Here is a 23,068-nt window from a genome sequence, read left to right on the forward strand (position 1 = left end):
TGTCGTTCTGGCCGGGTTTGGCATCAACCGGATTCTTACCGAGGATGTCGTTGCGGACGCTGTTGGCCACCTTGGCGGCGTGCTGAATCAGCTCATCCTTCACGCCCAGCTCTTTCAGGGTTGCGCCCAGATGCTCAAGGATGATGTCGAAGTGCGTGTCGTTCAGCCCTCTGGCCACCAGATGCGCATGGGCTGCCCGCAAATCTCTGCCTTTATAATTGTTCGGCCCACCAAAGGCGAACGTCAGGAAGGCTTTCTGCATCGCCCGCTGGCGGTTCATGTCAACGCCTTGAAAGAAGCCGTTGACCCGCGAATCCGCTAACACTTTGCTGTAGAACAAATCCACAGCCGCATCAATGGCTGCTGCGCCGCCAAGCTGCTCGTATAAAGATGCTGCCTGCTCTTGCCCGGCTTGGTCGCCGGTCTGCTTTGGTGTACCGGCCTTGCCGGCGAATCCAGACACTGCTGTCGCGGCCAAACCCGCTGACAGGCAGAGAATGAACCCTATGCGCTTCTTACTCATGACTCCTCCTCCCATTGATGGAAAACATTTTTTGTAGTACTAACTGTTCGTATTATAGGGGAGGCAAAAAAAAAGGTACAAGTTTTTTTCTCTGCTTTTTTTCAGCAGAGCACAGGGCTGCCGGAGCGAAAAACAAGTTGTTAAAAGCCCATGCTTTTTGCTATAGTTAACCAGCTTCTCCGTCAACTGGCTTTTCTCATTCTCAGTTTGTTCAGCATGAAAACCGGAGCCGACCAGACCACAGTTCAGTCATTTGAACCGGCAGAACGCAGACCGGCATCCGCTGCTTGGCGGACTTTGCTGCTTCTCCTTTCCGCGCTGTTTCTGCTTGCCGCTCCGGCAGAGGCGACTCAAGGGAATATCTTGGCAAAAGGGCTGGTCTATCAGGCCGCGACCTATATTGGCCATCCGAAGTACGGCACCCATCCCAGCTACTACGGCAACCGCCCGGAACAGGTGGTGGACATCAATATCGGCGCAGGCAGCGACGATGACGAAGGACTGCCCCTCTTCGCCCCGGAAGACGGCAACGTAGCGATAATCCACCGCAACACCGATGCGTGGGGCTATTCACTTGAATGGCGGAAGCAGGACGGCGGCGAACGACTTTTCTTGGCGCACCTGAAAAAAATTGTTCGCGCCGGGGCAGTGCGGGCTGGAGAAAAAATTGCGGAACTGGGCGGCACAGGCGGCTGGAAGCCGCATCTGCATATTGAAAGTGCCATAGGCTGGCTGGAGCTGTCCGGCGGCATTGTCATTCCGCCGGTGAATCCCAGCGGCAACGGCATGTTCGTGGTCTCAAACGGCCCGGCTGACACGATGCGCCGTCACACCCTCGCGCCGCCCTTTGTCACCATCACTCCGCAGCGGCAGGCGGTAAAAAACGTCACTGAGCTGGGCGGCGGCGTAAAGGCAGCAGCTCCCAAACGCTCAGGCTGGCCGCCAGGCATGCGCCTGACCGAATGATTAGGCCGCTCCCAGACAGCCGCCGGTCTGCTGGATGAGCAGTTGCAGCTCGTCCACTTTCGCCGCCGCTTCAGCGCAGCCGCAGTCTAGCTCCAAGGCACGGCGGTACATGATCAGGGCGCGGGTGTGCCACTGGCCGCTCATGTAGCTTCGGCCAGCGGCGCAGAAGCCTTGGCTCGCTTGGTCGAACATGTCCTGAAAAACAGAGCATAAACTTTCGCTCCACAGTTCCTCGACGATATCCTCTCGCTCCACTAAAAAACGGACCAGCAGGATGTTGCCGGACAAGGTGGGAAGCAAAGTGCGGAGCATGTTGCTGGCCTGACCGAACAGCAGCGCAAGCTGCTCCATCTGCCGCATGACATCCACAGCCACCCGCTGAATCAGCCCTTTGCGGTCCATGATCTGCGGCAAGTGCCCAAAATGCCGCGTTGGGCTGCCGCTCCAGAAGGCGGCGGAGCTGTAGCTGTTGAGGATATGCACATCCTCTTTCAGCTTCACGGCCTCATGAAAAATTGAGCTGACTAACCACTCGATCAGCGAATCTTCAATTTTCTGCGTCGGCCCGCCATCCGGCCAAATCTGCTGGCCAAGGTCTTTCAGCAGCCAGAGCGGGCCTTTTTCCATTTCCGTGCCGACCAGCACCGCAAGCTGATCCCAGATGCTGCATTGCTCATGCTGCTCGCTGCTGACTAAGAGGCAGCAGGACGAGCCGTCGCGCCGGGTGGTGCGGCAGATGCAGTAGGAGCGGTACAGCTCCTGAAATGAAAGCATCAGGTTGAAAAAATCGGCAAAGAATTGGCGGACGAAAAAATCCCGCTGCCGTTCAAACCAGTTGACGCGCAAGGTGCTGCGGAAAGCTGGCTGGAGAAAGGCGGACATCGCCGTTCAGCGCAGGGCCTGCCGGTAGAGAGCAAGGTAGTCCTGCATCACTCGCTCCCAGGTGTGCCGCTCATGGATGTGGGCGACTGCGGCCCGTCGCATCGCGTCCAGCCGGGCTGGGTCGCTGCGGTGCAGGGCCAATGCCTGCTGCATGGCCGCAGCCAAGGCTTCCGGGGCGTGCTCCTTGTAAGCGAAGCCGGTCTCGCCGTCCAGCACCTTGACCAAGCCGCCGACATGGCGCACCACCGGCAGATTGCCGAAGAGCTGGGCGATGTAGTCGGTCAGGCCGCAAGGCTCATAGAGCGAGGGGATGAGAAAGAAATCTCCGGCGGCGTAAATCCGGTTGGCCAAGGCCGGGGCGTAGCCTTGGAGGAAGCAGAGCCGCCCGCCGCCTTCGGCCATTTCTTTCAGATGCTCCTCTAAATATTTCTCGCCGCTGCCGAGAATCAGGGTCTGGAAGCCGGTTTCGCCGGTGGCGGCCAAGAGAATCAGGGCCTTGAGCAGCACATCCACGCCCTTTTGCGCGGTCAGCCTGCCGATGAAGGTGAAGAGGGGCAAATCCGGCTCCGGGCGCAGACTGCCGTGTTGCGTTACTTTATTCCAATGCTGTCCCTCGCCGCAGGCCGCCAGCAGCCGCTCCTTGCAGACGCGCTTGCCGTGCAGGTCGCCCGAAGCTGGATCAAAGGGCGCATCCAAGCCCAGCTTCTCGGCCTCGCGGGGATTGAAATCCTCCGGGTTGATGCCGTTGGTGATGCCTGCCAGCGTCACGCCTTTGCGCAGGAGATGATGACCGAGCCAGCCGGTGCGGCTGTCCTCCTCGCTTTTTTGCAGCTCGCGGGCGTAGTTCTCGCTGACCGTGTTCATCACCGCGTAGCTCGCGGCGGCGGCGAAGGGATCGAAGCAGTTGTTGAAAATTCCGGAGCGCACTGCTGAGGGCGGCAGGGAAGTCACTGCCTCGGCGAACTCGATGTCCGCCACTTCCTGATGATAACCCATGCCCGCGTTGTGGATGGTCACCGCCGCGCCGGTGCGGCAGAACCAATGCCGCCAGCCTTGATTTTCCCGCATCATCGCGGGCAGAACAGCGGCGTGGCCGTCGTGGCCGTGAATGATGTCCGGGCGGAAATCAAGCAAAATCAACAGCTCCAGCGCGGCCTTCTGGAGGAGGATGTTCATGGCGAAGTAGTCGTAATGCCCGGCTCCGGCCTGCTGCCAGCTTTTCTGCGTCTCCTCATCGGCGGTGTAGGTATAAACCCCGTGCTTCTCGGTAAAGCGTTTGGAATCGAGCAGATAGACGATCACGCCCCGGATGTTGCGCTGCCAGACGCTGACCTCCTCGCGCCGCTCACGCCCCGGATAGTTCATGTCCACCTCGAAGCTGAAGGCGGGTTTTCCGGCGGCATCTCGGCAAGGCAGCGGCAGCCGCTCAAAGCCCAGCGCGGCGGCATCCATGAAGCCGTAGAGCGGCAGCGCGGCCCGCACGTCGCAGCCGCCATGCTGCGCCAAGGCCTCGGCGAGCTGGCGGCAGACATCCTTCACCCCGCCCGCTCCGGCCAGCCCCTCGTACTCCCGGCTGACCATCAGGACGCGCTCGACTTTTCGTTCTTCCATATTCACCTTTGCGTTCGTCAGCAAGCAATCAGCGTGACCGCGATTCGCTGACCGCATTCAAGATATCTTCGCTTGTCACGTTCGTCCGTATTCCAAGGACATCAAAAGGCGATGCTGGCCTTTTTTCTTTGGACACCACAGAAAAAACAACCCCATCTCTGATGATCTCAATTTCTTCCGAACAGGCAAGGTTAAGCAAGTCAGAGAAATTTTTTGCTGCCTCAATATAGCTGAATGTCTTCATGGAGACAGTTCCAAAGTCTTTATGCCGAGATCGTTTGCAACCTGCTTCATTTTTCTGTCCAGCGAGAGCAGCGGGCATTGCAACTGTCTTGCGCATTGCAAAAAATATGCGTCATAAGCATACATTTTATATGCGCAAGCAAGACGCAAAGCGTCATCAATTGTCACAGGAATCAGCCTGACAGGGATCAACGAAGCAATCCTGAACGCAGAATGCGCTTCTTCAGCGGACAAACGATTCCGTTTCACCAAAGCCGACAGCGCATTGCCAAGCTCGTAGGGCAGCAGCTCCGGCGAAACAATTTCGGCACCGATTGTCGCCCTGATGATATGCGCCTTCTCTGGTTCATCAAGAGCGGCGGCCAAGAAAATATTTGTGTCTGCGACAAGCTGCATTTTCTGGCAAAATTAAAATGACTGAATCCCCCGCACCGCCATCTGCCGCAAGAGCTGATCCGCCAGCACCAGCCGCACCATCGCCTCGCAGACCGGAATGATGCGCGGAATGGCGGAGATGTCGTGCCGCCCGCCGATTTTGATCGTTGTCGGCTCGTTGCTGCGGGTGACCGTCTGCTGCTCCTTGCGGATGGACGGAATCGGCTTGACCGCAACCCGCATGAGCAGCTCCTGGCCGCTGCTGACTCCGGCGAGGATGCCGCCAGCGTTGTTGCTGAGGAAGCCTTCCGGCGCAAGCGGGTCGTTGTTCTCCGAGCCGAGCATTGCCGCCGCCCGGAAGCCTGCGCCGATTTCCACGCCTTTCACCGCGCCGATGGACATCAGCGCGCGGGCCAGCTCCGCATCCAGCTTGTCAAACACCGGCTCGCCCAGACCAGCGGGGCAGTTGGCCCGGATTTCAACGATGCCGCCCAGCGTGTCGCCCAGCTCGCGCACTTCAACGATGCGCTCTTCCATCCGCGCTGCGGCCTCGCGGTCCGGGCAGAAAAGGCTGTTTTCACCAATGATGGACAAATCACGCTCTTGCGCGACGATGCCGCCCAGCGCGACCGTATAGGCCAGCACCTGTATATTGTACTGCTTGAGGAGCTGTTTGGCAACTGCGCCCGCCGCCACCCGCGCCGCCGTCTCCCGCGCCGAGGCCCGCCCGCCGCCCCGGTGGTCGCGGATGCCGTATTTAGCCTGATAGCTGAAATCACCGTGGCCGGGCCGGTATATCTCCTGCAAATCGCTGTAGGATTTGGAGTGCGCGTCCTTGTTGAATATCACCAGCGAGATCGGCGTGCCGGTGGTTTTCGGGCAGGCCGCGCCTTCCGGCTGAAAAATGCCGGACATAATTTCAACCTTGTCCGGTTCCTGCCTAGGCGAGGTTGCGCCGCCCTTGCCGGGCCGCCTGCGCTCCAGCTCCTGCTGAATTATTTCCGGGATCAAGTCAAGGCCCGGCGGACAGCCGTCAATGACCGCGCCAAGGGCGGTGCCGTGCGACTCGCCCCATGTTGTCACCCTGAACAGGGTGCCGAAGGTGTTTCCCGCCATGATATTTTATTGTTTTGATTTTGCTATCTGTTCTTTTGCTTCAGCAATTCTTTTATCAAGCGAAGCAAGAAGACGTGGACCGATTTCAATTGCCCAATTAGCAGCGCGACTATCGACCTCTGCTCCATGCGCTGCGGCGTTGAGCATATTCACCATATCTAAAAGAATTGATCGTTCTTCGCTAGTTATGACTTCAGTCTGCGTGAGAATTCTAAGCATCTGCCCAACACTAACTTTATGACGTAATTCGATACTATGAATCTCTATCAACAATGACAGCCTCTTTTCTATTTCTATTCTTAATCCAGCTAATGCCAAATTAGGATCGCGAGAAGCGATTGACTGAAATAAGAAAGCAGCATCCTCTTTCTGGGCAGGGGCATCTGAAAGCAATCCAGCGGATTCAGCACGTAATGCGGCTTGTTGAAGTTCTTGAAATTCAACTTTCCAGCCTCCGGGCAGTTCAAGGGATTTGATCAACGGAGCAAGCCATGGAAGAATAGCAATAACGATCAAAGCAAGCGCAACGGCATCTATTGCTAATAGAGGCCAGATAATATGCACAATGGCGAGAGCCAAGGCTCCAAGTGAAACAATTTGCCTCAGCCGTTTCAAAGGTGTTGCTTCCTTCATAATATTGTTATGTTAAAAATCAATTCCGCCAATTCTTCCGCCCTTTTTCCCGCTGTATCAATCACCAAATCTGAACCAACCTGGTAAAGCGGCTCCCGCTCGGCGAGCAGGGCGGCGGTTTCCTCTTCCCAATCAGCAGCTTCCTCGTGCAAGCGGGGCCGTTGTCCGGCGGTGTGCTCATCCTGCCGCAGCCGGGCCAAGGTTGCAGCCAAGTCCGTCCGCAGCCAGACCACAACCGCCGACCTGCGCAGATGCTCCCATTCCCGCTGATGCAAAATGGCCCCGCCGCCAGTGGCAAGCACCACATTCCGCCGCCCGGCCAGCTCATGCAGCAGGCGGCGTTCCTGTTCACGGAAAAACTCCCAGCCCTGCTGCCGCACCAGCTCGGCGATTGAGCAGCCCATGCGGGCCGTCAGTTCGGCATCGGTGTCGAGGAAATCCCAGCCCAAACGCCGGGCCAGATGCCGTCCGACCGCCGTTTTGCCGGTTGCCCGAAATCCTGTGAGAACAATGAGCTGCGCCATGCCGGAAAGACCATCTACGTTGAAGGAAAAAGACGCTGGCGATTTTTTCGTTTTCCCGAGCCGCTGCGCCTGCGCGTAAGACTACTGCACTTTTCATTTCTCGGCAAGCACCTGAACCGCAATGGCCAGCTCATTGCCAAGGAGGCGGGAAAGCTGTACGATACGCGCAGCAATCTGATCAACCGCGCTGAGGCGTTGAAAAATTTGGGAATGCAGTCGGCGAAGGAATTGCCGGGCGAATAAGGAGTGCTGATGGAGCTGAAAACTTTCATAGAAGAAGCTCTGGTGGACATCGTTGACGCAGTTGAGGATGCCCAGAAGCAGTTGCTGTACGGCGAAATTGTGCCCGACCGGGGCGAAAAAACCGGCGATGCCGATATTGAATTTGAAATAACGGTCAAGCCGGAAGCCAAAGAAGGGCAGCGGCCCAAGCTGATTGTGGTCACAGGCGCGGCGAGCGTCAAGCCGCCGAACGCCGCCCCGCCGCCCGCAGGTGGCGGAGCACCTCCTCTTGGCGCACCGCCGCCGCCACCGCCTGCGGGCAAGCTGAAGTTCAAAGTCCCTGTGCGCCTGCCAAGACGGAGAGGCTGCTTTCTCAGCCGCTGGATTGAATATCTGATTATCACCCGAAGAAAGAACAAAGCAGTGCCGCCGAAGAAGGAAGGGCAATGATGAGCGGGTGTTTTTTACCCAACGTCATGCGGCTGGCGGGTAAAAAATATCCATTTCAAGAAAACTTTCTTTTTTGTAAAAAAAGTCATTTTTGCTTCTGCACCGGCGCAAGCACCACAATGTGCGACATGCTTTATTTTTCTTATTGCATCTCCTTGAAAAATGTGTTATACCCCCCCCCCATATAAACTGGATATGCAGTCGTTCAGGCTGGCTGGCGGCAGTGTTTCCCGGATTCCTTCACGGTTAAGGAGAAGAAAAATGAGAGCACGGAGCAAGGGCAACTGGTTGGCGGCGTTCTGCGCCGCATTCTGTGTGCTGACGGCATTTGCCGCAGGGGCATGGGCGGAAAGCCCTGATTACGGCAACAGCATCAGCACGGCAACATCGGTTACGCTGAACAGCAGCAAGGCTGGTGCAATTGGTTATGCAGGAGATTGGGATTACTTCCGTATTTCGGTACCGTCCAGCGGAACACTGACGGTTTACACCACTGGCAGCACAGATACCTACGGCTACCTGAAAAATTCCAGCGGCACTGATCTCGCCAGCAACGATGATTCCAGCGATGCAAACTTCCGTATCTCCAGAACGGTGACTGCTGGAACCTATTATGTTGCAGTGCGGCATTACAACAGCAGCAGAACCGGCAGTTACATCTTTAACAATCAGTTCAGCGGCAGCACGGCGATGGATGACCACGGCAACAGCATTAGCACGGCAACAGCCATCAATTTCAATACCGGAGTTTCTGGCGTAATCAATAACGCCGGTGACGTGGATTACTTCCGTGTTCAAGTGCCATCCAGCGGAACGCTGACAGCTTACACCACGGGCAGCACGGATACCTACGGCATCCTGAAAAACTCCAGCGGCACTGATCTCGCCAGTAATGACGACTACAATGGCAACGCGAACTTCCGTGTTTCCGCATCGGTACCTGCTGGGACTGACTATATTGCAGTACGGCATTACAATAGCACAGGCACAGGTGCTTATGCAGTATATGCAACATTTACGGCAACAGCCCAATCTACTCCTACGTTGCTTTATCCTGTAAACGGTAGTGCCAATGTATCAGCGGTCACGTTTCAGTGGAATTCATCGCCAGGTGCAACGAACTATCGGATTATCATTAGTCAAAACAGCAATTTTAGTGGATTCAATGAATCAAGCATGACATGCGATGGCACATGTTCTACTGCAACCACGACAGGAACTCAATATGCCAGATCATCGTTCAACCTCTCAGGACACACCTATTACTGGCGCGTAAGAGCAAATAATAGTACAACCAACAGCGCAAGTGGATGGAGTGCTGCTTGGAGCTTCACTACAGCGGGCATATCTTATGGCTATCCATATAAAAATGGCCCCTACTCATATTCACAATCTCATTCTGATCCAAAGGCACAGTATGCTTATGATTTTGGAATGCCTCTCGGAACAGAGGTCGTCGCTTCGGCCGGAGGCACTGTAGCTAGTATCAAGCAAGACTCTACAAAGTATTGCCCAGATACTTCTTGCGCTAACGATGGAAATTATGTTGTAGTAAATCATGCCGATGGGACATCAACATTGTATCTCCATCTTCAAGCTAATTCTGTGCCTGTTTCCGTTGGTCAGTCGGTTGCAAAAGGTCAAGTTGTCGGCAAGGTAGGTCTCAGTGGATATACCTACGGACCTCATTTGCACTTTCAGAGACAGCAGGTATGTAGTTCATGGTGGTGCCAGTCTATGCCTGTTACACTCCAATAGGATAGACAGGCTACGCTGTATAACAGCCTAAACCATCACAGAGGACGGGGAGAAGTTTCCCGTCCTTTTTTCTTTCAGCATGAGGTGAGTATGCAGCTAAAAAACAGCACGCTCTTTGCCATAGCAGCCAGCCTCGCCGTCGTCGCGCTGGCCTTCGGCTATTTTTCCTTCCAGCTCTTCTCTCCTCAAGAAGAGTTGCTTCCTGCCGCCCCGGAAAGTGCAACTGCCCGGCAACAGCCAGCCGCATCTTCTGCGCAGCAATATCATCCTGTTGCTGCCGATAACGCAGACTCTTCTCCCGCTGAAACCCCTGCGAATAAAACAGTAAAAGAGCAGCAGCCAGTCGCACCTGAACATAATCCCCCGCCCGAAATTGCGGAGCAGCCTTCGCCCAAGCCCTGCGCAGATTCCGCCTGCGCCGAGCGCGTTCTTTCCTTTCTCAACGATCCGGCCAACGACGAAGCCGCCAAGGTGAAGATGGCGCAAACATGGCTCAAGCCGGAAACCGCAGAAGAGACTCTCTCCCTGCTGCACGTGCTGAAAGAGGCGAACGAGACCCAGCAGCACGATTTGGCAGACCGCCTGCGCCAGATGCTCGCCGGAGCGGACAGCAGCGAATCAGCCGAGTTGCTTCTCAAAATTTTGAAAGGTGAAGAACCCAATTTTTCTTTGCAAGAGCTGCCCGAAGATTTGCAATACGAAATAAAAAAGGCGATCCGCCTCAATCCTGATAAACGCATCGGCGAATGGCTGGCAGATGCGTTCAGCCTTCCGCAGCAGTCAGAGGAGGTGCTTGCAGCGGTTCAGGATGTCAAACACCCGGAGATGGTTTATGAACTGCTTGCGAAGGAAAGCGATCAGGAAAAAATCCGCGAGCAGGTGCAGTCCTTGCAAAGCTATTCTGATCCAAAAACGCTTGATGTGATCATGCGTCTTGGCGATGAAAAAATTCTTTCTGCTGAAGATGCGGCGCAGGCAGCCTACAACTGGGCGGATGCCAACGGAGACACCTTCAACGCGGAGCACTGCGCGGCTTATTTAAGTGAATCGGAGCGCAGCCCGGCGCAACGGGCCATTGCCGCAGCCGCCTTGGCCGCAGCCAGTGATCCGGCGCAAGCGATGGCGGCGTTGCAGAAAGCCTATGACGCAGAAGTGGATCAGAATTTGCGTCTCTCCTATGCAGAGGCACTTGAGCGGGTGCGCCGCCGCAGGGAACCTGTCCGCACAGCGGAATAAGGCGGAATTTGCCACGCGGCAGCGCATCCGGCTTGCTATTTTTGGCAGCAGCGTTATGATGAGCAAACCTTTGCTGTGGGCAAAGGCTTCTCTTCTCAACCAGATGCGGAAATGGAGGGCGTTATGAGCGGACGGCTGATCAGCCAAGCGGAAGTCATCGCATTGGCGACAGATGGTTCTTCGTGCACCGACGGCGCAGTGCAGGAGGCGATTTTTTTAGCCCAGAGCTGCGGCAGCAAATTGGTGGTGCTGAACATCATTCCAATTGAGTCGGAATCTGAATCGGCGATGGCGGCGTATGTCTCCGTGGACCCGGCAAGCGAGGAGATCAAGGCCTATCTGGAGGACATCCGCAAGATGGCCAAGGACAATGGCATTGAATGCGAGCTGGTGCTTGAGGAATCGTATCAGCCGGATAAAACAATCGTTGAGCTGGCCCGCCAGCATCACGCTGACCTGCTGATCATGGGCCGCCACGGCAGACGGGGTCTGCTCAAGCTGCTGGTCGGCAGCATGACCGCCAAAGTGATCGGCCACGGTTTTCCAAGAGTGCTGGTCGTGCCGCAGCAGAGCACCGCCAGCGGCGAACGGATTCTGGTGGCGGTGGATGGCTCCGAAGCCAGCGAAATGGCGGTGGAAGAGGCCATCGGCATGGGCAAACATTGCTCCACGCTGAAAGAAATCTGCTTTGTTTCGGTCGCGACAGCGGAAAAACTGGATCAGGCCAAAGAGCTGACTGAGGCGGCGTGCAGGCGCGGCGCGGCGCAAGTCGCTCATGCAGCCTTTCATCCGCTGGCCCTGCTGGGCAAACACGCGCCGGACGTGATCGCCGCCACCGCACTGGAACGCAACGTGGACATGATTTTAGTCGGCGGCCACGGCAAAGGACTGAGCAAGCTGCTGATGGGGCATGTCACGGAAAAAGTTATCGGCAAGGCCCATTGTCCTGTGCTGGTGGTGGAAAAACGGGCGTAAGCCAGCGAACACAAGGGCGGCGGTCTGCCGCCTTTTTCAGAACGTATGCCAACTTTTCTCCATCTTCATGAACAGCTCCGCCTGCTGGATGAACAGCACTTGCGCCGCAGTCTTGTGCCGACCGAGCCGCTGGGCGCAGGCAAGATTGCGGCGGACAGCAAGACGTATCTCAACCTTGCCGGTAACGATTATCTCGGCCTGAGCGGCAACACTGCGTTGCTGCGGGACTTTTACGCCGGGCTTGCCGCTGGCGACGTTGTGGCGCAATACGGCCTCGGCAGCGGCGCGTCCCGCCTGATGACCGGCAGCCATAGGCAATATCAGGAGCTGGAAGATGCACTGGCTCGGCTCTACGGCACGGAAAGCGCACTGCTTTTTAACTCCGGCTGGCAGCTCAACACCGGCCTGCTGCCTGCATTGGCCCGCAAAGAAGACATTATCCTTGCCGACAAACTCTGTCACGCCAGCCTGATTGATGGTCTGCGCCTGACATCGGCCCGGCACATCCGCTATCCCCATCTGGATTATGCCGCGCTGGAGCACCTGCTGCAACGGCACTGTAGCCCAGAAAAAACGGTTTTCATCGTCACCGAATCCATTTTCTCAATGGACGGCGACTGCGCTGATCTGCGCCTGCTGGCGGATTTGAAGGACAAATACGGCGCAATGCTGTATGTGGATGAGGCTCATGCAGTCGGCGTGCGCGGAGAATGCGGTTTGGGGCTGGCGGAAGAACAGGGTGTGTTGGAGCGGATTGACCTGTTCATCGGCACCTTCGGCAAGGCGTGGGGCGGGCAAGGCGCGTTTGTCGTGTGCAGCCGTGCTGTCCGGGATTTTCTTGTCAACACAGCCCGTTCGTTCATTTTCACCACTGCGCTGCCGCCGGTCAGCATCCATTGGCTCAATTTCGTTTTGCCGAAAATCACGGCGATGCAGGAGGAACGAAAGCAGCTATCCTGTCTGGCGGAGCAACTGCGCAGCGGCCTGCGCAACAAGGGGCTGGCCACCGGCGGCGAGAGTCAGATTATCCCGGTGCTGATCGGTGATGCGGCGCAGGCTGTGGCTGCAGCGGCCCGGCTGCGCGAGCACGGCTTCTGGGTGAATGCGGTCAGGCCGCCAACTGTGCCACGCAACACAGCACGGCTCCGCCTTTCCCTGACAGCGGATATAGATTGGGAGCAGCTTGCCGCCCTGCCGGAGCTGATTGCGGCGGCGGTTTCGTCATGAAAAGCTGCTGGCTCCCGCGCGGCGGCGGCAAGGATTGCCTGCTTTTCCTGGCAGGCTGGGGAATGGGGCCGGAGCCGTTTCAGGATGTGGATTTCGGCAAAGCGGATGTGCTGCTGGTCTATGATTATCGCAGCATAGACGACAGCCTCTTTGCCGCGCTGCCGCAGGAAAAAACGCTGCATCTGCTGGCGTGGTCAATGGGAGTCTGGGCGGCGGCGTGGCTGGCCGAGCATGGGCCGCATTTTGCCGCGCTGCGGTTCAGCACCGCAACAGCGATTGGCGGGACGCTCAACCCAATAGATGATCAAAAAGGCATTCCGGCGCAGAGCTTTGAGGCAATGCTGGATGATTTTTCGCCTCTGATACTGGAAAATTTTTACCGCTCAATGTTTGACAGCGAGGCAGATGCGGAGCATTTTCTCGCCCGCAGGCCGCAGCGGCCTTGGCAGGAGCTGCGCGAGGAACTGCGCTGCCTGCGCGATCTCTGCCGCAGCTCGCCTGCGCCGCCGGACATCTCCAGCCGCCGGATTGTCACCAGCCGCGACCGAATTTTTCCAGCCCGCAATCAGCTCCGCGCCTGGGGCCGCGACCGCTGCGAAATCCTGCCCTTGCCGCATTTTCCTTTCTTCAGTTCTGCCGCAGCGGCTTGGCTTCATCCAACAGCATGATCGGAATATCATCTCTGATTTCATAAACAAGCTGACAGGCCAGACAAACAAGGCTGTCTTGGGTTTCGGCAAGCTGAACTGGCCCTTTGCACTTGGGGCAGGCAATAATATCAAGGAGTTTTTGACTGATCATAGTGTGTTGGCTGGATATTCCGAATTGATGACATGCGCCAAACAAAAAAGGCCGCAGCCTGAAAAAGCTGCGGCCTTTTTTGCCTTGCTGAAAATCAGCCGCCGATCAGCGCAGCCTTGTACGGGTTGGCGAAAAGCAGGATGAAGGCGATGACCAGACCGTAGATGGCGATGGACTCAATCAATGCCAAGCCGAGGATCATGGCGGTGGTGATCGGCCCTTTGGCCTCCGGGTTGCGGGCGATGCCGCTGCACGCGCTCTCCACGCCGCGTCCCATGCCGAGAGCGGCGGCAAAGCCGGTCAGCCCGATGGATGTCGCGGCGGAAAAACATACTAATGCGAGAGAAAGTTTGTCCATGACAGTGCTACCTCCAAGAGATGAAAAAATAAAAGAAAGTTGGCCTTCTTCCTTTGGGTGATCAAAGTTAGTGGGCGTGTTCCATCGCGCCAACGCAGTAAATGACCGAGAGTAGTACGAAAACAACCGCCTGAATCAGCGAGACCAGCACGCCGAGGCAAAGTATCGGCAGCGGCGCAAAGATGGCACCGGCCAGCATAAAGAGCACGCCAAGTAGTATCTCTTTGGCGAGAATGTTGCCAAAAAGACGCATAGACAGTGAAACCAGCCGGGCGAGATTGCCGATCAGCTCGAGAACAAACATGAACGGAGCCATGGCCGGGATTGGCCCAGTGAAATGTTTGTAGTAATGCCAGCCGTGCTCGCGAAAGCCGAGAAAATGATGAAAAAGCCAGACGATGAGCGTCATAGCCAAGGTGATATTGAGGCTGGATGTCGGTGACATGAAGCCGGGCAGCAGGCCGATCATGTTGCCCAGTGCAATGTAGATGAAAAAGGTCGCCAGCACCGGAAAAAGTACCCTAGCCTTCTCCCGGCCCATGTGCTCGGCAAAAAAGTCCATTAGCCCGCCAATCAGAGCCTCCCAAAAATTCTGACCAGTGCCAGGCACCAGCTCCAAGCTGCCCAAGGTCAGCTTGGGCACGACAAAGAGGAAGGCCATCAGCAACCAGCTGTAAGTCAGATACGGCTCGCAGAGCTTCTCCAGCAAGGTCGCGCCGATTGGTCCATGCGGAACCGGCAGGCCGATCCAGCTCAGAATCACCGAAATAAACAATATTGGATGCTCCATGACCTATGCTCCTCTCACGTGTTTTCCTTTTCCTGAAAAATCTGTCAAGCCCTTGGCGAGAACAACGCTGATCACGCTGACCATCACCGTGGACAATCCTGCAAGCAAACCCAGCAGATGCAACTGCACGCTCATGCCCAAGACCGCCAGCAGGATAGCCAGCACGAGCAAACGCAGATAAAATTTGACGGCAAAGCCCGCCGCCGGATTTTGGCTACCCATCCGGCTAACCAATTGCATCATCGTTCGCTTCAGCAGCAGAAAACTGCCGAGCGACAAGCCGCCACCAAGCAAGGCTGAGCGCGCGAACTGACTGCCGGACAGGTATCCGCCGCCTAGCACGAGCAACAGAATGACCAGCAGACTGCACTGCTCAACCCGATGCAGAAGGACATAATCATCCTCCTGCCTCTGCTCCGGCTCAGTCGTCATCCTTGGCGATCTTCCTGCTTAACTCCCAGAGATGCTTGAAACCCGCCGCAATGCCGAAGCCAAGAAAAATGAAACTCAGCCACGGCGCAGTACGGCCCACAAACACCTTGTTGTCCAAATACCAGCCAAAACCAAAACCGATCAGCACAGAAAGAGCAAAGGCCATACCGCTCTGACTGTACATAGCTAGATCAGAAAGAATACCTTTCTCTTCTTTTTTCTGCGGTTGGTTCGGGTGAGTCAATTTGATAGCACGGCTGCACGGCAAACGCAAGTCTTTTCTATGCGTTCGCCAATTTTGCCAGCGAGGCGGCGGTTGCGTCCAAAGCCTGCTGCAAATGCGCCCGGTCGTGGGCAGCGGAGACAAAGGCGGCCTCAAACTGCGAGGGCGCGAGCCAGATGCCACTGGCGAGCATGTTGCGGAAATGCTGGGCATATCGTTTGGCATCCGCCTTCATTGCCGAATTGAAATCCGTCACTGGCGCGTCGGTGAAGAAGCAGGTCATCATCGAGCCGATGCGGTTGAGCATGGTCGGCACCGAAGCTTTGGCCCTGATTTCCGCCAATTTTTCCGCAAACCACGTGCTTTTTTCCTCCAGCTCCGCGTAGAATCCGGGCCGCCGCACCACCTTGAGCATCGCCAGTCCGGCGGCCATTGCCAAAGGATTGCCAGAAAGAGTTCCAGCCTGATACACCGGCCCGTCCGGCGCGACTAAGTCCATGATTTCCTTCTTGCCGCCATACGCGCCGACCGGCAGGCCGCCGCCTATAATTTTGCCGAGGCAGGTCAGGTCGGGCAGAATGCCAAAACGCTCCTGCGCCCCGCCAAGTGCCAACCGGAAACCAGTGATGACTTCATCGAAAATCAAGATGATGCCCAGCTCGGCAGTTAGCTCGCGCAGCCTGCGCAGAAAGGCCATTTCCGGCACAATTACGCCCATGTTGCCCGCCACTGGCTCGATGATCACGCAGGCGATGTCCAAGCTGGCATCACGCAGCGTCTTTTCGAGTATTTCTATATTATTGTACGGAATGGACAGAGTGTTTTTGACGATATCCTCCGGCACGCCGGGACTGCCAGGAATGCCAAGCGTGATCACCCCGGAACCCGCTTTGACCAAGAAGGAATCCGCATGTCCATGATAACAGCCGTCAAATTTGACAATCACCTTGCTCCCAGTATAGCCCCGCGCCAGCCGCACCGCGCTCATGGTGGCTTCGGTGCCGGAGCTGACAAAGCGCACTTTTTCGATGGACGGCACGGAATCGCAAACCAATTCGGCCAGTTCGACCTCCAGCGCGGTGGGCGCGCCGAAACTGGTGCCGCCGGGCACGGCCTCATGAATAGCCTTGACCACTTCGGGATGGCCGTGGCCCAGAATCATCGGCCCCCATGAACCAACAAAATCAATGAATTCATTGCCGTCCGCGTCCGTGATCGTGCAGCCCTGCGCCTTGGCGACAAAAAGCGGGTCGCAGCCCACGGATTTGCAGGCCCGCACGGGCGAGTTCACGCCGCCGGGGATGACTTGGCAGGCTTTGGCGAAAAGGGCGGCGGAGTTCTGGGTTTTCATGAGCGATTTTCAGTCGTTGGTGCTGGTTCAAATGATTCCGGGCTTTGCGTCTTGAACTGTCAGGCCCATCTATGGTAAGCTGCACGGGCAAGACAGTTCTGAATCAAGGGCTTGCAGCGGTGCGCCGCCGCCCGCTGACTATAGCATCTTGCCTGTTTTTCTGCAAAAGCAAAAAGAGGCGGGGTGCCCTTTCCTTAGGGAAAGACAGACCAGAACACGGAGCGAAGCACGGCAACGGATGCAAAAAATTACTGCTGACATATATCTTGGCGACTGCAAAGAGCAGCTCAAACTGCTTGCCGACAACTCAGTTGACTTGATTGTCACGTCGCCGCCGTATGCCGATCAAAGAAAAAACACCTATGGCGGCATTCATCCTGATGAATATGTCGAATGGTTTCTTCCTATTTCTGAACAGCTCCTGCGCGTTTTGAAGCCGACTGGCACGTTTGTTTTGAATATCAAAGAAAAAGTAATCAATGGCGAGCGCAGCACTTATGTGATGGAGCTGATTCTTGCCATGCGCAAGCAAGGCTGGCTGTGGACAGAAGAACTCATTTGGCATAAGAAAAATTGCTATCCGGGAAAATGGCCGAATCGTTTTCGTGACGCATGGGAACGACTGCTGCAATTTAACAAAAGCAGAAAGTTCCACATGTATCAGGATGAAGTGATGGTGCCGATGGGTGATTGGGCCAACTCACGCCTGAAGAAACTTTCCGATACTGATAAAATCAGAGACAATTCAAAAGTTGGCAGCGGCTTTGGCAAGAATATTTCCAACTGGCTTGACCGCGACAAGGCATATCCAACTAATGTTCTGCATTTAGCAACAGAATGCGGCAACAAGAAGCACAGCGCGGCGTTTCCAGAATCTTTGCCGGAATGGTTCATCAAACTTTTTACGAAAGAAAACGATATTGTTCTTGATCCGTTCATGGGTTCAGGAACAACATTGATCGTTGCGAACCGGATGCAGAGAAATTCCATAGGCATTGACATCATGCCTGAATACTGCGAGGCGGCAAGAAAGCAACTGAGGCCGGTCACGCTGTGTTTGTTTGAGCCAAAGAAGAATTATGAACAAGATAAATCTGCACGAGGTCTCGGAATACGTCGGCCAGAACATCGGAATTTTTCATCAGAAGCGGATTCACAGCCTTGATGGTCTGAAGCTGCCGCATGTTCTGAAAAGAAAAAATCCATATCTGTTCCGGGCCAAGCATGTGTTGACTGCTGAACAGATAGTAAAAAGTCTGGTTGATGCGCATATTTCCTCCAATGAGGAAACGCTCTTCGGCGACTGGCTGGAAGGTCTTGCCTTGTTTATCAATGAACGAGCTTATGGAGGATGGAAATCAGGTATTACCGGGATTGATCTCGAATTTGATGCGGATGGCGTGAGAAATATTGTCGCCATCAAGTCCGGGCCAAACTGGAGCAACGCTTCTCAAATTGCAAAAATGCGGCTCGATTTCAAGACCGCCCAGAAGACACTGCGGACCAGCAATTCAGGCTTGCGGATTGTCGCTGTCAACGGCTGCTGTTACGGCAGAGACAGCAGGCCGGACAAGGGAGATTATTTCAAATATTGCGGCCAGAGGTTTTGGGAGTTCATCTCCGGCGACAGTGAATTATACACAGCAATTGTTGAACCGCTCGGATATCAAGCAAAAGAGCGAAACGAAGAGTTTGTTAGATCATATGCGCAGATGATCAATAGGTTCACTAAAGAATTCATGAATTCGTTCTGTAAAGACAGCGGAGAAATCGCTTGGGACGAGCTGGTGCGTTTCAATTCTTCAGCTGCACAGAGAAAAAATAAAGCTAAAAAAGGAACCCCATGAAAATACATGCCAAAAACACCCTTGCCGCTCTGCTGCTGACCGCCCTTTCCTGCTCGTCCGCATGGGCGAAATTTGAGCTGCCGAGTCACGTTTATCCTGCCAGCCAATGGAAAACAGCGCAGGAGCAGGCCAAAAGTGGCAAGAAAGCCTTGGTATTTGTCGGCACGGACAAAGAAACCACCTGCCCTATTGCCACAGCCGCCAGCTTGGATATATTCAACGGCCTGAAAGATTCCAGCGTGCTGGTGTATGTTGAGCAGAGCGAGTTGGACAGTCTGCCGAAAATTGCCAGCGAGGCATTGGATTCCGAAGCAGCGGGCAAGCTTATTCCAAAGACAGCGGTGGTCAGTGCTGATCTGAGCAAGCTCATTCTTGTGCTGCCTGATGCGGAACCTGCGCAGCGGGCGGAAAAGATCAAAGCGGCGCAGGAAGAGATCAGCAGCTATTTGCAGAAAAATAACTGAATGGCACAGTTTATTCTTTCACTTCAAACACGATCAAGGAGATTTGATTATGGCAAGCGACAAAGTCATCAATGTTACAGACAGCGCATTTGAAAGCACGGTCATCAGCAGCGATCTGCCCTGCTTGGTTGATTTCTGGGCACCGTGGTGCGGACCCTGCAAGGCCATCGGCCCGGTGATTGACCAGCTCGCGGATGAATTTGACGGCAAAGTGCGCATCGCCAAGATGAATGTGGACGACAACCCGGAAACTCCCGGCAAATTCGGCATCAGGGCCATCCCGACCCTGATTTTGTTCAAAAACGGCCAGAAGCTGGACACCATCACCGGCGCAGTGGGCAAAGGCCAGCTCGTTGCTCTGATCAACAAGGCTCTGTAAGCGGCGCGGTCTCCGGGGCGCAACGCGCTCCGGGGCTGAATTTCATTGCGAAAATTTTCTATGAACAAGCCAGATTATCAGCTGATCATTGTCGGCGGCGGCCCTGCCGGGCTGACTGCCGGGCTGTACGCTGCGCGGGGGCGGATCAAAACTCTGCTGATTGAGAAAGGCGCGACCGGCGGCCAAGTGCTGATGACCGACTGGGTGGACAACTACCCGGCCTTTGCCGACGGCGTGACCGGTTTTGAGCTGATGGACAAGATGACCGCCCATGCCGAACGTTTCGGGCTGGAAAAGAAATTTGCCGCTGTTGAGTCGCTTGACTTGCGGGGCGATTTGAAAAAAATTCGGCTGGATTCTGGCGAAATCCTGACCGCGCAGGCGGTGATACTCTGTACCGGGGCCAAGCCGCGCCAAATTGGCGTGCCGGGCGAGGCCGAGCTGCAAGGCAAGGGCGTGTCCTACTGCGCCACCTGCGACGGCCCCTTTTACCGCAATCAGGAAATCGCGGTGGTCGGCGGCGGCAACACAGCCATTCAGGAAGCCATTCATCTGACGCATTTTGCGAAAAAAGTCACAGTCATTCACCGCCGCGACAGCTTGCGGGCCACAGCGGTGCTGCAAGAAAAAGCCTTGGCGAACGAGAAAATCAATTTCATCTGGAATGCGCAGGTGAGTGAAATTCTTGGCGCGGACGGTGTCGAGGCGGTGCGGATCAAGCATAACGACGACTCGGCTTCCGTGCTGCCAGTGACCGGCATTTTTGTGCTCATCGGCGTGAAGGCAAATAATGAAGCACTGCCGCTGGAGCAACTTCAAACCGACGCGGACGGTTTTCTCATTACCGACAGCGAAATGGCCTGTCCCGGCCTGCCCGGCGTGTACGCCGCAGGAGACATCCGCAGCAAAAAATTCCGCCAGATCATCAATGCAGCCGGCGAGGGCGCGAACGCTGAACTCTCCGCTGAACATTATCTCGGCATCCTGCCGGGTTGAAGCAACCACCACGACTCTCAGAACGCCGCCATGCAGAACCCCATCCGCCGTCCTTTTTTTAAGCAGCAACGCCTCGTCGCCTGCACGCTGCTGGCCGCCGCCAGTCTGTCCCTCAGCGGCTGCGGCATGATGAAAGACATGTTCAGCTCGTGGAATTTCTTCGGCTCCGGCAAAGAGGATGAGATTGAACCGGCGGAGACCTTGGCGGCCAAGGGCATGGAGGCGTACAAAGTCGGCAATTATTCCGACGCGCTCAAATCCTTTCAGGATATTATTGACCGTCACCCCTTCAGCCCGCAAGCGGTTCTGGCCGAGCTGAAAGCGGCGGACTGCCAGTATTACACTGAAAAATTTGCTGAAGCCAAAGACCTCTACAAAACCTTTGCCGAGCGGCATCCGACCAACGAGGCCGTGCCGTATGTCATGTTCCAAATCGGCATGTGCGACCTCTCCCGTTCCAGCCGAATTGACCGTGACCCCAGCGGCGCACGTGACGCGGTGCAGGCGTTCAACCGGCTGCTGAAGGCCCATCCTGATTCGCCCTACACGAAAGAGGCTAAGGCGCGGACGCAGGAGGCGAAGGAGTTCATCGCCAGCCATGAGTATTTCGTCGCGGTTTTCTATGTCCGCACGAAAAAATATGAGCAGGCCAAGCACCGCCTGAAATATCTGCTGGCGGCGCACCCGGACGCGGCGGTTATTCCCAAGGCCAAGGAGCTGCTCGATAAATTGGAAGCAGGACAGCCGCCTAAATGGGGCGTGGCCAAATGGCTGCCCGACTGGAGCTGGCTGCAAGACGACAGCGAGACTGCCGAGCAGACCAGCAAAGAGGCGGCGCGGGCCGCTGAATAATTCATGGGCCTGCTGGACAGCGAAGAGCTGCTTGACCTGCTCCTGCGGCAGCGTCTGCTCACCGAGCAGCAAAAACAGCTTGTGCTTCGCAGCAAGGAGCGGCAGACCCAGCTGCTGCTCAAACAGCACGGGTTGCGTAAACCGAATAGCGGCTTCCCGAACATGGCGGACATAGTCGCCTCGCTGAATTTGGAAATCCCCAGCTCTGACAGCAAAAAAAAGATCCTCACCGAAGAAAGGGTGATGCGGGCTGTCGCGCACCATTTCAATATTCCTTTCAAAAAGCTTGACCCGCTGGAGCTGAATATTGAGATTGTCACAAAGACATTCCCGCGCAACTTTGCCATCAGTCGTCTTATCCTGCCTTTTGAAACCCGCAACGGCGTGCTTCAGGTGGTCACCTACGACCCAGAAAGCAAAAGCACGCTGGAGGAACTCGAACAGGCTCATAAAATCAAGGTCAATCCTTGGTTAAGCACTCGCTCGGATATTAAGAAAATTCTGGCGGAGTTCTTTGGCTTTCAGCAGTCCATCACTGAGGCGGAAAACCAATTCAGCAGTTCCGGCAGCGGCCCGGCAGTTGATATCGGCAATCTGGAACAGCATCTCAAGCTGTCGAGCACAGAACTCAGCTCCACGGACCAGCATATCAAGGCGGCGGTCAATCATCTTTTCAAATATGCCATCGAGCAGAAGGCCAGCGACATCCATATTGAGCCGAAGCGCGAGGCCTGCATGGTGCGCTATCGGATTGACGGCATCCTGCACACCATCTATAAGCTGCCCAAGGCCGTGCATTCGGCCATCACCTCGCGGATTAAAACCCTTGCCCGCTTAGATATTGCTGAAAAGCGGCGGCCTCAGGACGGCAGAATCAAAATCAGCCAAACTGACGGTAAAGAAGTTGAGCTGCGTGTTTCAACTATTCCGGTCGCTTTCGGTGAAAAGACGGTCATGCGTATTTTGGACACCAGTGTCATCTTTCAGGATATTGAAGACATGGGGTTTTCCAAGCGCGACCGGGCGATTTACAACACCTTCATGACCGCGCAGCACGGCATAGTCTTTGTCACCGGCCCGACCGGCAGCGGCAAATCAACAACCCTCTATTCCACACTGAAAAAGGTCTCCACACCGGAAATTAATATCGTCACGGTGGAAGATCCGGTGGAAATGGTGCATGAGGACTTCAATCAAATTGCGGTGCAGCCGCAGATTGATGTCACCTTTTCCACTATCCTGCGTAACATCCTCCGGCAGGACCCAGATATCATTATGATTGGCGAGATCAGGGATTTGGAAACAGCCACTCATGCTGTGCAAGCCGCTCTCACTGGCCATCTTGTCTTTTCAACGCTGCACACCAACGACGCAGTTTCCACCGTTATCCGTCTGCAAGATTTAGGTTTGGAACCGTTCCTCATCGCCTCAACCATGCTGGGCGCATTAGCCCAGCGCTTAGTGCGGAAAATCTGCCCGCACTGCATCATCAGCTATCAGGAAGACCTTGCCGAACTGCAACGGATGGGATTTCCGGTTTCCGGCCAAGGCCAGATTGAGCTGAAACGCGGCAAAGGCTGCAAAGAATGCCGCAAAACCGGCTATTCAGGCCGAATGGGCATTTTTGAAGTTTTCCCGATGAGCGACCGCTTGAAAAAATTGGTGACAGACAAGGCGGCGGATGCCGAGCTGCGGCACGTCGCAATCCGTGAAGGCATGACCACGCTGAAAGAAGATGCTTGGCAGAAAGTGAAAGACGGCAAGACCACGGTTGAAGAAGTGATGCGGGTCTGCGGGTCTGCGTAATTTTTGCAATCCATCCGACCTCTTGCAG

The 23,068-nt window shown here is 55.6% G+C and carries 28 protein-coding genes and 1 pseudogene; 15 read left to right on the forward strand and 14 right to left on the reverse strand.

Going from position 1 to position 23,068, the window contains the following annotated elements; translation table 11 throughout:
* Positions 1-34: 34 nt before the first annotated feature.
* Positions 35-463: pseudogene (locus ACNKH6_RS03835) on the reverse strand (group I truncated hemoglobin); the annotation flags it as partial.
* A 276-nt stretch (positions 464-739) separates the two neighbouring features.
* Between ACNKH6_RS03835 and ACNKH6_RS03840 the strand changes: the two are divergent.
* Positions 740-1,489, forward strand: a complete 750-nt coding sequence (locus ACNKH6_RS03840; protein WP_417914225.1) for a M23 family metallopeptidase — start codon at positions 740-742, stop codon at positions 1,487-1,489.
* On the opposite strand, the gene ACNKH6_RS03845 is transcribed toward ACNKH6_RS03840, so the two are convergent.
* Genes ACNKH6_RS03845 through ACNKH6_RS03875 form a run of 7 tightly spaced genes read right to left on the reverse strand, consistent with a single transcriptional unit; the run spans position 1,490 to position 6,873 of the window.
* A complete protein-coding gene (locus ACNKH6_RS03845; RefSeq protein WP_417914226.1) occupies positions 1,490-2,371 on the reverse strand; it encodes a hypothetical protein in 882 nt (293 codons plus the stop codon).
* A gap of 6 nt (positions 2,372-2,377) precedes the next feature.
* On the reverse strand, positions 2,378-3,982 hold the full coding sequence (locus ACNKH6_RS03850) for a glycogen synthase (protein WP_417914227.1): 1,605 nt from the start codon (positions 3,980-3,982) through the stop codon (positions 2,378-2,380).
* 28 nt (positions 3,983-4,010) lie between these two features.
* The gene (locus ACNKH6_RS03855; RefSeq protein ID WP_417914228.1) at positions 4,011-4,226 is read right to left on the reverse strand and encodes a prevent-host-death protein; all 216 of its coding nucleotides are present in this window, start codon (positions 4,224-4,226) and stop codon (positions 4,011-4,013) included.
* Positions 4,223-4,621, reverse strand: coding sequence for a type II toxin-antitoxin system VapC family toxin (locus tag ACNKH6_RS03860; protein ID WP_417914229.1), 399 nt, complete (start codon positions 4,619-4,621; stop codon positions 4,223-4,225). The genes ACNKH6_RS03855 and ACNKH6_RS03860 overlap by 4 nt, the downstream gene beginning before the upstream one ends.
* Before the next feature lie 12 nt (positions 4,622-4,633).
* Complete coding sequence (gene aroC / locus ACNKH6_RS03865; RefSeq protein WP_417914230.1) at positions 4,634-5,716, reverse strand: chorismate synthase; 1,083 nt, start codon at positions 5,714-5,716, stop codon at positions 4,634-4,636.
* Positions 5,717-5,722: 6 nt separating this feature from the next.
* The gene (locus ACNKH6_RS03870) at positions 5,723-6,349 is read right to left on the reverse strand and encodes a hypothetical protein (RefSeq protein ID WP_417914231.1); all 627 of its coding nucleotides are present in this window, start codon (positions 6,347-6,349) and stop codon (positions 5,723-5,725) included.
* Positions 6,346-6,873, reverse strand: a complete 528-nt coding sequence (locus tag ACNKH6_RS03875; RefSeq protein ID WP_417914232.1) for a shikimate kinase — start codon at positions 6,871-6,873, stop codon at positions 6,346-6,348. Before ACNKH6_RS03875 ends, ACNKH6_RS03870 begins: the two co-directional genes overlap by 4 nt.
* On the opposite strand from ACNKH6_RS03875, the gene ACNKH6_RS03880 reads away from it, so the two are divergent.
* The 7 genes from ACNKH6_RS03880 (at position 6,811) to ACNKH6_RS03910 (ending at position 13,409) form a co-directional block, all read left to right on the forward strand.
* Positions 6,811-7,116: a hypothetical protein gene (locus ACNKH6_RS03880; protein WP_417914270.1), complete on the forward strand. Its 306-nt coding sequence runs from the start codon at positions 6,811-6,813 to the stop codon at positions 7,114-7,116. The two genes, ACNKH6_RS03875 and ACNKH6_RS03880, sit on opposite strands and share 63 nt — an antisense overlap.
* A 9-nt stretch (positions 7,117-7,125) precedes the next feature.
* A complete protein-coding gene (locus ACNKH6_RS03885) occupies positions 7,126-7,545 on the forward strand; it encodes a hypothetical protein (RefSeq protein WP_417914233.1) in 420 nt (139 codons plus the stop codon).
* A gap of 261 nt (positions 7,546-7,806) precedes the next feature.
* The gene (locus ACNKH6_RS03890; RefSeq protein WP_417914234.1) at positions 7,807-9,303 is read left to right on the forward strand and encodes a peptidoglycan DD-metalloendopeptidase family protein; all 1,497 of its coding nucleotides are present in this window, start codon (positions 7,807-7,809) and stop codon (positions 9,301-9,303) included.
* Positions 9,304-9,393: 90 nt separating this feature from the next.
* Positions 9,394-10,539, forward strand: a complete 1,146-nt coding sequence (locus ACNKH6_RS03895; RefSeq protein ID WP_417914235.1) for a hypothetical protein — start codon at positions 9,394-9,396, stop codon at positions 10,537-10,539.
* A 123-nt stretch (positions 10,540-10,662) separates the two neighbouring features.
* A complete protein-coding gene (locus tag ACNKH6_RS03900; protein ID WP_417914236.1) occupies positions 10,663-11,514 on the forward strand; it encodes a universal stress protein in 852 nt (283 codons plus the stop codon).
* A 45-nt stretch (positions 11,515-11,559) separates the two neighbouring features.
* On the forward strand, positions 11,560-12,741 hold the full coding sequence (locus tag ACNKH6_RS03905; protein ID WP_417914237.1) for an aminotransferase class I/II-fold pyridoxal phosphate-dependent enzyme: 1,182 nt from the start codon (positions 11,560-11,562) through the stop codon (positions 12,739-12,741).
* Positions 12,738-13,409 (forward strand): pimeloyl-ACP methyl esterase BioG family protein, encoded by a 672-nt coding sequence (locus ACNKH6_RS03910; protein ID WP_417914238.1) that lies wholly within the window; start codon positions 12,738-12,740, stop codon positions 13,407-13,409. Before ACNKH6_RS03905 ends, ACNKH6_RS03910 begins: the two co-directional genes overlap by 4 nt.
* On the opposite strand, the gene ACNKH6_RS03915 is transcribed toward ACNKH6_RS03910, so the two are convergent.
* The 6 genes from ACNKH6_RS03915 to hemL form a co-directional block, all read right to left on the reverse strand.
* Positions 13,369-13,542, reverse strand: coding sequence for a Trm112 family protein (locus ACNKH6_RS03915; protein WP_417914239.1), 174 nt, complete (start codon positions 13,540-13,542; stop codon positions 13,369-13,371). The two genes, ACNKH6_RS03910 and ACNKH6_RS03915, sit on opposite strands and share 41 nt — an antisense overlap.
* Before the next feature lie 94 nt (positions 13,543-13,636).
* Positions 13,637-13,900: an ATP synthase F0 subunit C gene (gene atpE / locus ACNKH6_RS03920; RefSeq protein ID WP_417914240.1), complete on the reverse strand. Its 264-nt coding sequence runs from the start codon at positions 13,898-13,900 to the stop codon at positions 13,637-13,639.
* 67 nt (positions 13,901-13,967) lie between these two features.
* Entirely contained in the window at positions 13,968-14,690 is a 723-nt protein-coding gene (atpB, locus tag ACNKH6_RS03925) for a F0F1 ATP synthase subunit A (protein WP_417914241.1), read from the reverse strand.
* A gap of 3 nt (positions 14,691-14,693) precedes the next feature.
* The gene (locus ACNKH6_RS03930; protein ID WP_417914242.1) at positions 14,694-15,122 is read right to left on the reverse strand and encodes an ATP synthase subunit I; all 429 of its coding nucleotides are present in this window, start codon (positions 15,120-15,122) and stop codon (positions 14,694-14,696) included.
* On the reverse strand, positions 15,112-15,306 hold the full coding sequence (locus tag ACNKH6_RS03935) for an AtpZ/AtpI family protein (protein ID WP_417914243.1): 195 nt from the start codon (positions 15,304-15,306) through the stop codon (positions 15,112-15,114). The genes ACNKH6_RS03930 and ACNKH6_RS03935 overlap by 11 nt, the downstream gene beginning before the upstream one ends.
* A gap of 97 nt (positions 15,307-15,403) precedes the next feature.
* A complete protein-coding gene (gene hemL / locus ACNKH6_RS03940; protein ID WP_417914244.1) occupies positions 15,404-16,696 on the reverse strand; it encodes a glutamate-1-semialdehyde 2,1-aminomutase in 1,293 nt (430 codons plus the stop codon).
* Positions 16,697-16,934: 238 nt separating this feature from the next.
* Between hemL and ACNKH6_RS03945 the strand changes: the two genes are divergently transcribed.
* The 7 genes from ACNKH6_RS03945 to ACNKH6_RS03975 are packed head-to-tail and all read left to right on the forward strand — an operon-like array spanning position 16,935 to position 23,040.
* On the forward strand, positions 16,935-17,861 hold the full coding sequence (locus tag ACNKH6_RS03945; protein ID WP_417914268.1) for a DNA-methyltransferase: 927 nt from the start codon (positions 16,935-16,937) through the stop codon (positions 17,859-17,861).
* Positions 17,776-18,543, forward strand: coding sequence for a PmeII family type II restriction endonuclease (locus ACNKH6_RS03950; protein WP_417914245.1), 768 nt, complete (start codon positions 17,776-17,778; stop codon positions 18,541-18,543). Before ACNKH6_RS03945 ends, ACNKH6_RS03950 begins: the two co-directional genes overlap by 86 nt.
* Positions 18,540-19,007, forward strand: coding sequence for a hypothetical protein (locus ACNKH6_RS03955; RefSeq protein WP_417914246.1), 468 nt, complete (start codon positions 18,540-18,542; stop codon positions 19,005-19,007). The genes ACNKH6_RS03950 and ACNKH6_RS03955 overlap by 4 nt, the downstream gene beginning before the upstream one ends.
* A 49-nt stretch (positions 19,008-19,056) precedes the next feature.
* The gene (trxA, locus tag ACNKH6_RS03960) at positions 19,057-19,386 is read left to right on the forward strand and encodes a thioredoxin (RefSeq protein ID WP_417914247.1); all 330 of its coding nucleotides are present in this window, start codon (positions 19,057-19,059) and stop codon (positions 19,384-19,386) included.
* 60 nt (positions 19,387-19,446) lie between these two features.
* Positions 19,447-20,382 carry a thioredoxin-disulfide reductase gene (trxB, locus tag ACNKH6_RS03965; RefSeq protein WP_417914248.1) on the forward strand — a complete coding sequence of 312 codons (936 nt, stop codon included), beginning with the start codon at positions 19,447-19,449 and terminating at the stop codon, positions 20,380-20,382.
* Positions 20,383-20,412: 30 nt separating this feature from the next.
* Positions 20,413-21,234, forward strand: a complete 822-nt coding sequence (gene bamD, locus ACNKH6_RS03970) for an outer membrane protein assembly factor BamD (RefSeq protein ID WP_417914249.1) — start codon at positions 20,413-20,415, stop codon at positions 21,232-21,234.
* 3 nt (positions 21,235-21,237) lie between these two features.
* Positions 21,238-23,040, forward strand: coding sequence for a GspE/PulE family protein (locus ACNKH6_RS03975; RefSeq protein ID WP_417914250.1), 1,803 nt, complete (start codon positions 21,238-21,240; stop codon positions 23,038-23,040).
* Positions 23,041-23,068 lie beyond the last annotated feature (28 nt).

The organism is Candidatus Electronema sp. JM, from assembly GCF_048287415.1.
GTDB lineage: Bacteria > Desulfobacterota > Desulfobulbia > Desulfobulbales > Desulfobulbaceae > Electronema.

Bases quoted from the DNA above. Each gene is read 5' to 3' on its own strand.
- ACNKH6_RS03840 (WP_417914225.1), top strand. From the start codon at position 740: ATGAAAACCGGAGCCGACCAGACCACAGTTCAGTCATTTGAACCGGCA.
- ACNKH6_RS03845 (WP_417914226.1), bottom strand. From the start codon at position 2,371: ATGTCCGCCTTTCTCCAGCCAGCTTTCCGCAGCACCTTGCGCGTCAAC.
- ACNKH6_RS03850 (WP_417914227.1), bottom strand. From the start codon at position 3,982: ATGGAAGAACGAAAAGTCGAGCGCGTCCTGATGGTCAGCCGGGAGTAC.
- ACNKH6_RS03855 (WP_417914228.1), bottom strand. From the start codon at position 4,226: ATGAAGACATTCAGCTATATTGAGGCAGCAAAAAATTTCTCTGACTTG.
- ACNKH6_RS03860 (WP_417914229.1), bottom strand. From the start codon at position 4,621: ATGCAGCTTGTCGCAGACACAAATATTTTCTTGGCCGCCGCTCTTGAT.
- aroC (WP_417914230.1), bottom strand. From the start codon at position 5,716: ATGGCGGGAAACACCTTCGGCACCCTGTTCAGGGTGACAACATGGGGC.
- ACNKH6_RS03870 (WP_417914231.1), bottom strand. From the start codon at position 6,349: ATGAAGGAAGCAACACCTTTGAAACGGCTGAGGCAAATTGTTTCACTT.
- ACNKH6_RS03880 (WP_417914270.1), top strand. From the start codon at position 6,811: ATGCCGTCCGACCGCCGTTTTGCCGGTTGCCCGAAATCCTGTGAGAAC.
- ACNKH6_RS03875 (WP_417914232.1), bottom strand. From the start codon at position 6,873: ATGGCGCAGCTCATTGTTCTCACAGGATTTCGGGCAACCGGCAAAACG.
- ACNKH6_RS03885 (WP_417914233.1), top strand. From the start codon at position 7,126: ATGGAGCTGAAAACTTTCATAGAAGAAGCTCTGGTGGACATCGTTGAC.
- ACNKH6_RS03890 (WP_417914234.1), top strand. From the start codon at position 7,807: ATGAGAGCACGGAGCAAGGGCAACTGGTTGGCGGCGTTCTGCGCCGCA.
- ACNKH6_RS03895 (WP_417914235.1), top strand. From the start codon at position 9,394: ATGCAGCTAAAAAACAGCACGCTCTTTGCCATAGCAGCCAGCCTCGCC.
- ACNKH6_RS03900 (WP_417914236.1), top strand. From the start codon at position 10,663: ATGAGCGGACGGCTGATCAGCCAAGCGGAAGTCATCGCATTGGCGACA.
- ACNKH6_RS03905 (WP_417914237.1), top strand. From the start codon at position 11,560: ATGCCAACTTTTCTCCATCTTCATGAACAGCTCCGCCTGCTGGATGAA.
- ACNKH6_RS03910 (WP_417914238.1), top strand. From the start codon at position 12,738: ATGAAAAGCTGCTGGCTCCCGCGCGGCGGCGGCAAGGATTGCCTGCTT.
- ACNKH6_RS03915 (WP_417914239.1), bottom strand. From the start codon at position 13,542: ATGATCAGTCAAAAACTCCTTGATATTATTGCCTGCCCCAAGTGCAAA.
- atpE (WP_417914240.1), bottom strand. From the start codon at position 13,900: ATGGACAAACTTTCTCTCGCATTAGTATGTTTTTCCGCCGCGACATCC.
- atpB (WP_417914241.1), bottom strand. From the start codon at position 14,690: ATGGAGCATCCAATATTGTTTATTTCGGTGATTCTGAGCTGGATCGGC.
- ACNKH6_RS03930 (WP_417914242.1), bottom strand. From the start codon at position 15,122: ATGACGACTGAGCCGGAGCAGAGGCAGGAGGATGATTATGTCCTTCTG.
- ACNKH6_RS03935 (WP_417914243.1), bottom strand. From the start codon at position 15,306: ATGTACAGTCAGAGCGGTATGGCCTTTGCTCTTTCTGTGCTGATCGGT.
- hemL (WP_417914244.1), bottom strand. From the start codon at position 16,696: ATGAAAACCCAGAACTCCGCCGCCCTTTTCGCCAAAGCCTGCCAAGTC.
- ACNKH6_RS03945 (WP_417914268.1), top strand. From the start codon at position 16,935: ATGCAAAAAATTACTGCTGACATATATCTTGGCGACTGCAAAGAGCAG.
- ACNKH6_RS03950 (WP_417914245.1), top strand. From the start codon at position 17,776: ATGAACAAGATAAATCTGCACGAGGTCTCGGAATACGTCGGCCAGAAC.
- ACNKH6_RS03955 (WP_417914246.1), top strand. From the start codon at position 18,540: ATGAAAATACATGCCAAAAACACCCTTGCCGCTCTGCTGCTGACCGCC.
- trxA (WP_417914247.1), top strand. From the start codon at position 19,057: ATGGCAAGCGACAAAGTCATCAATGTTACAGACAGCGCATTTGAAAGC.
- trxB (WP_417914248.1), top strand. From the start codon at position 19,447: ATGAACAAGCCAGATTATCAGCTGATCATTGTCGGCGGCGGCCCTGCC.
- bamD (WP_417914249.1), top strand. From the start codon at position 20,413: ATGCAGAACCCCATCCGCCGTCCTTTTTTTAAGCAGCAACGCCTCGTC.
- ACNKH6_RS03975 (WP_417914250.1), top strand. From the start codon at position 21,238: ATGGGCCTGCTGGACAGCGAAGAGCTGCTTGACCTGCTCCTGCGGCAG.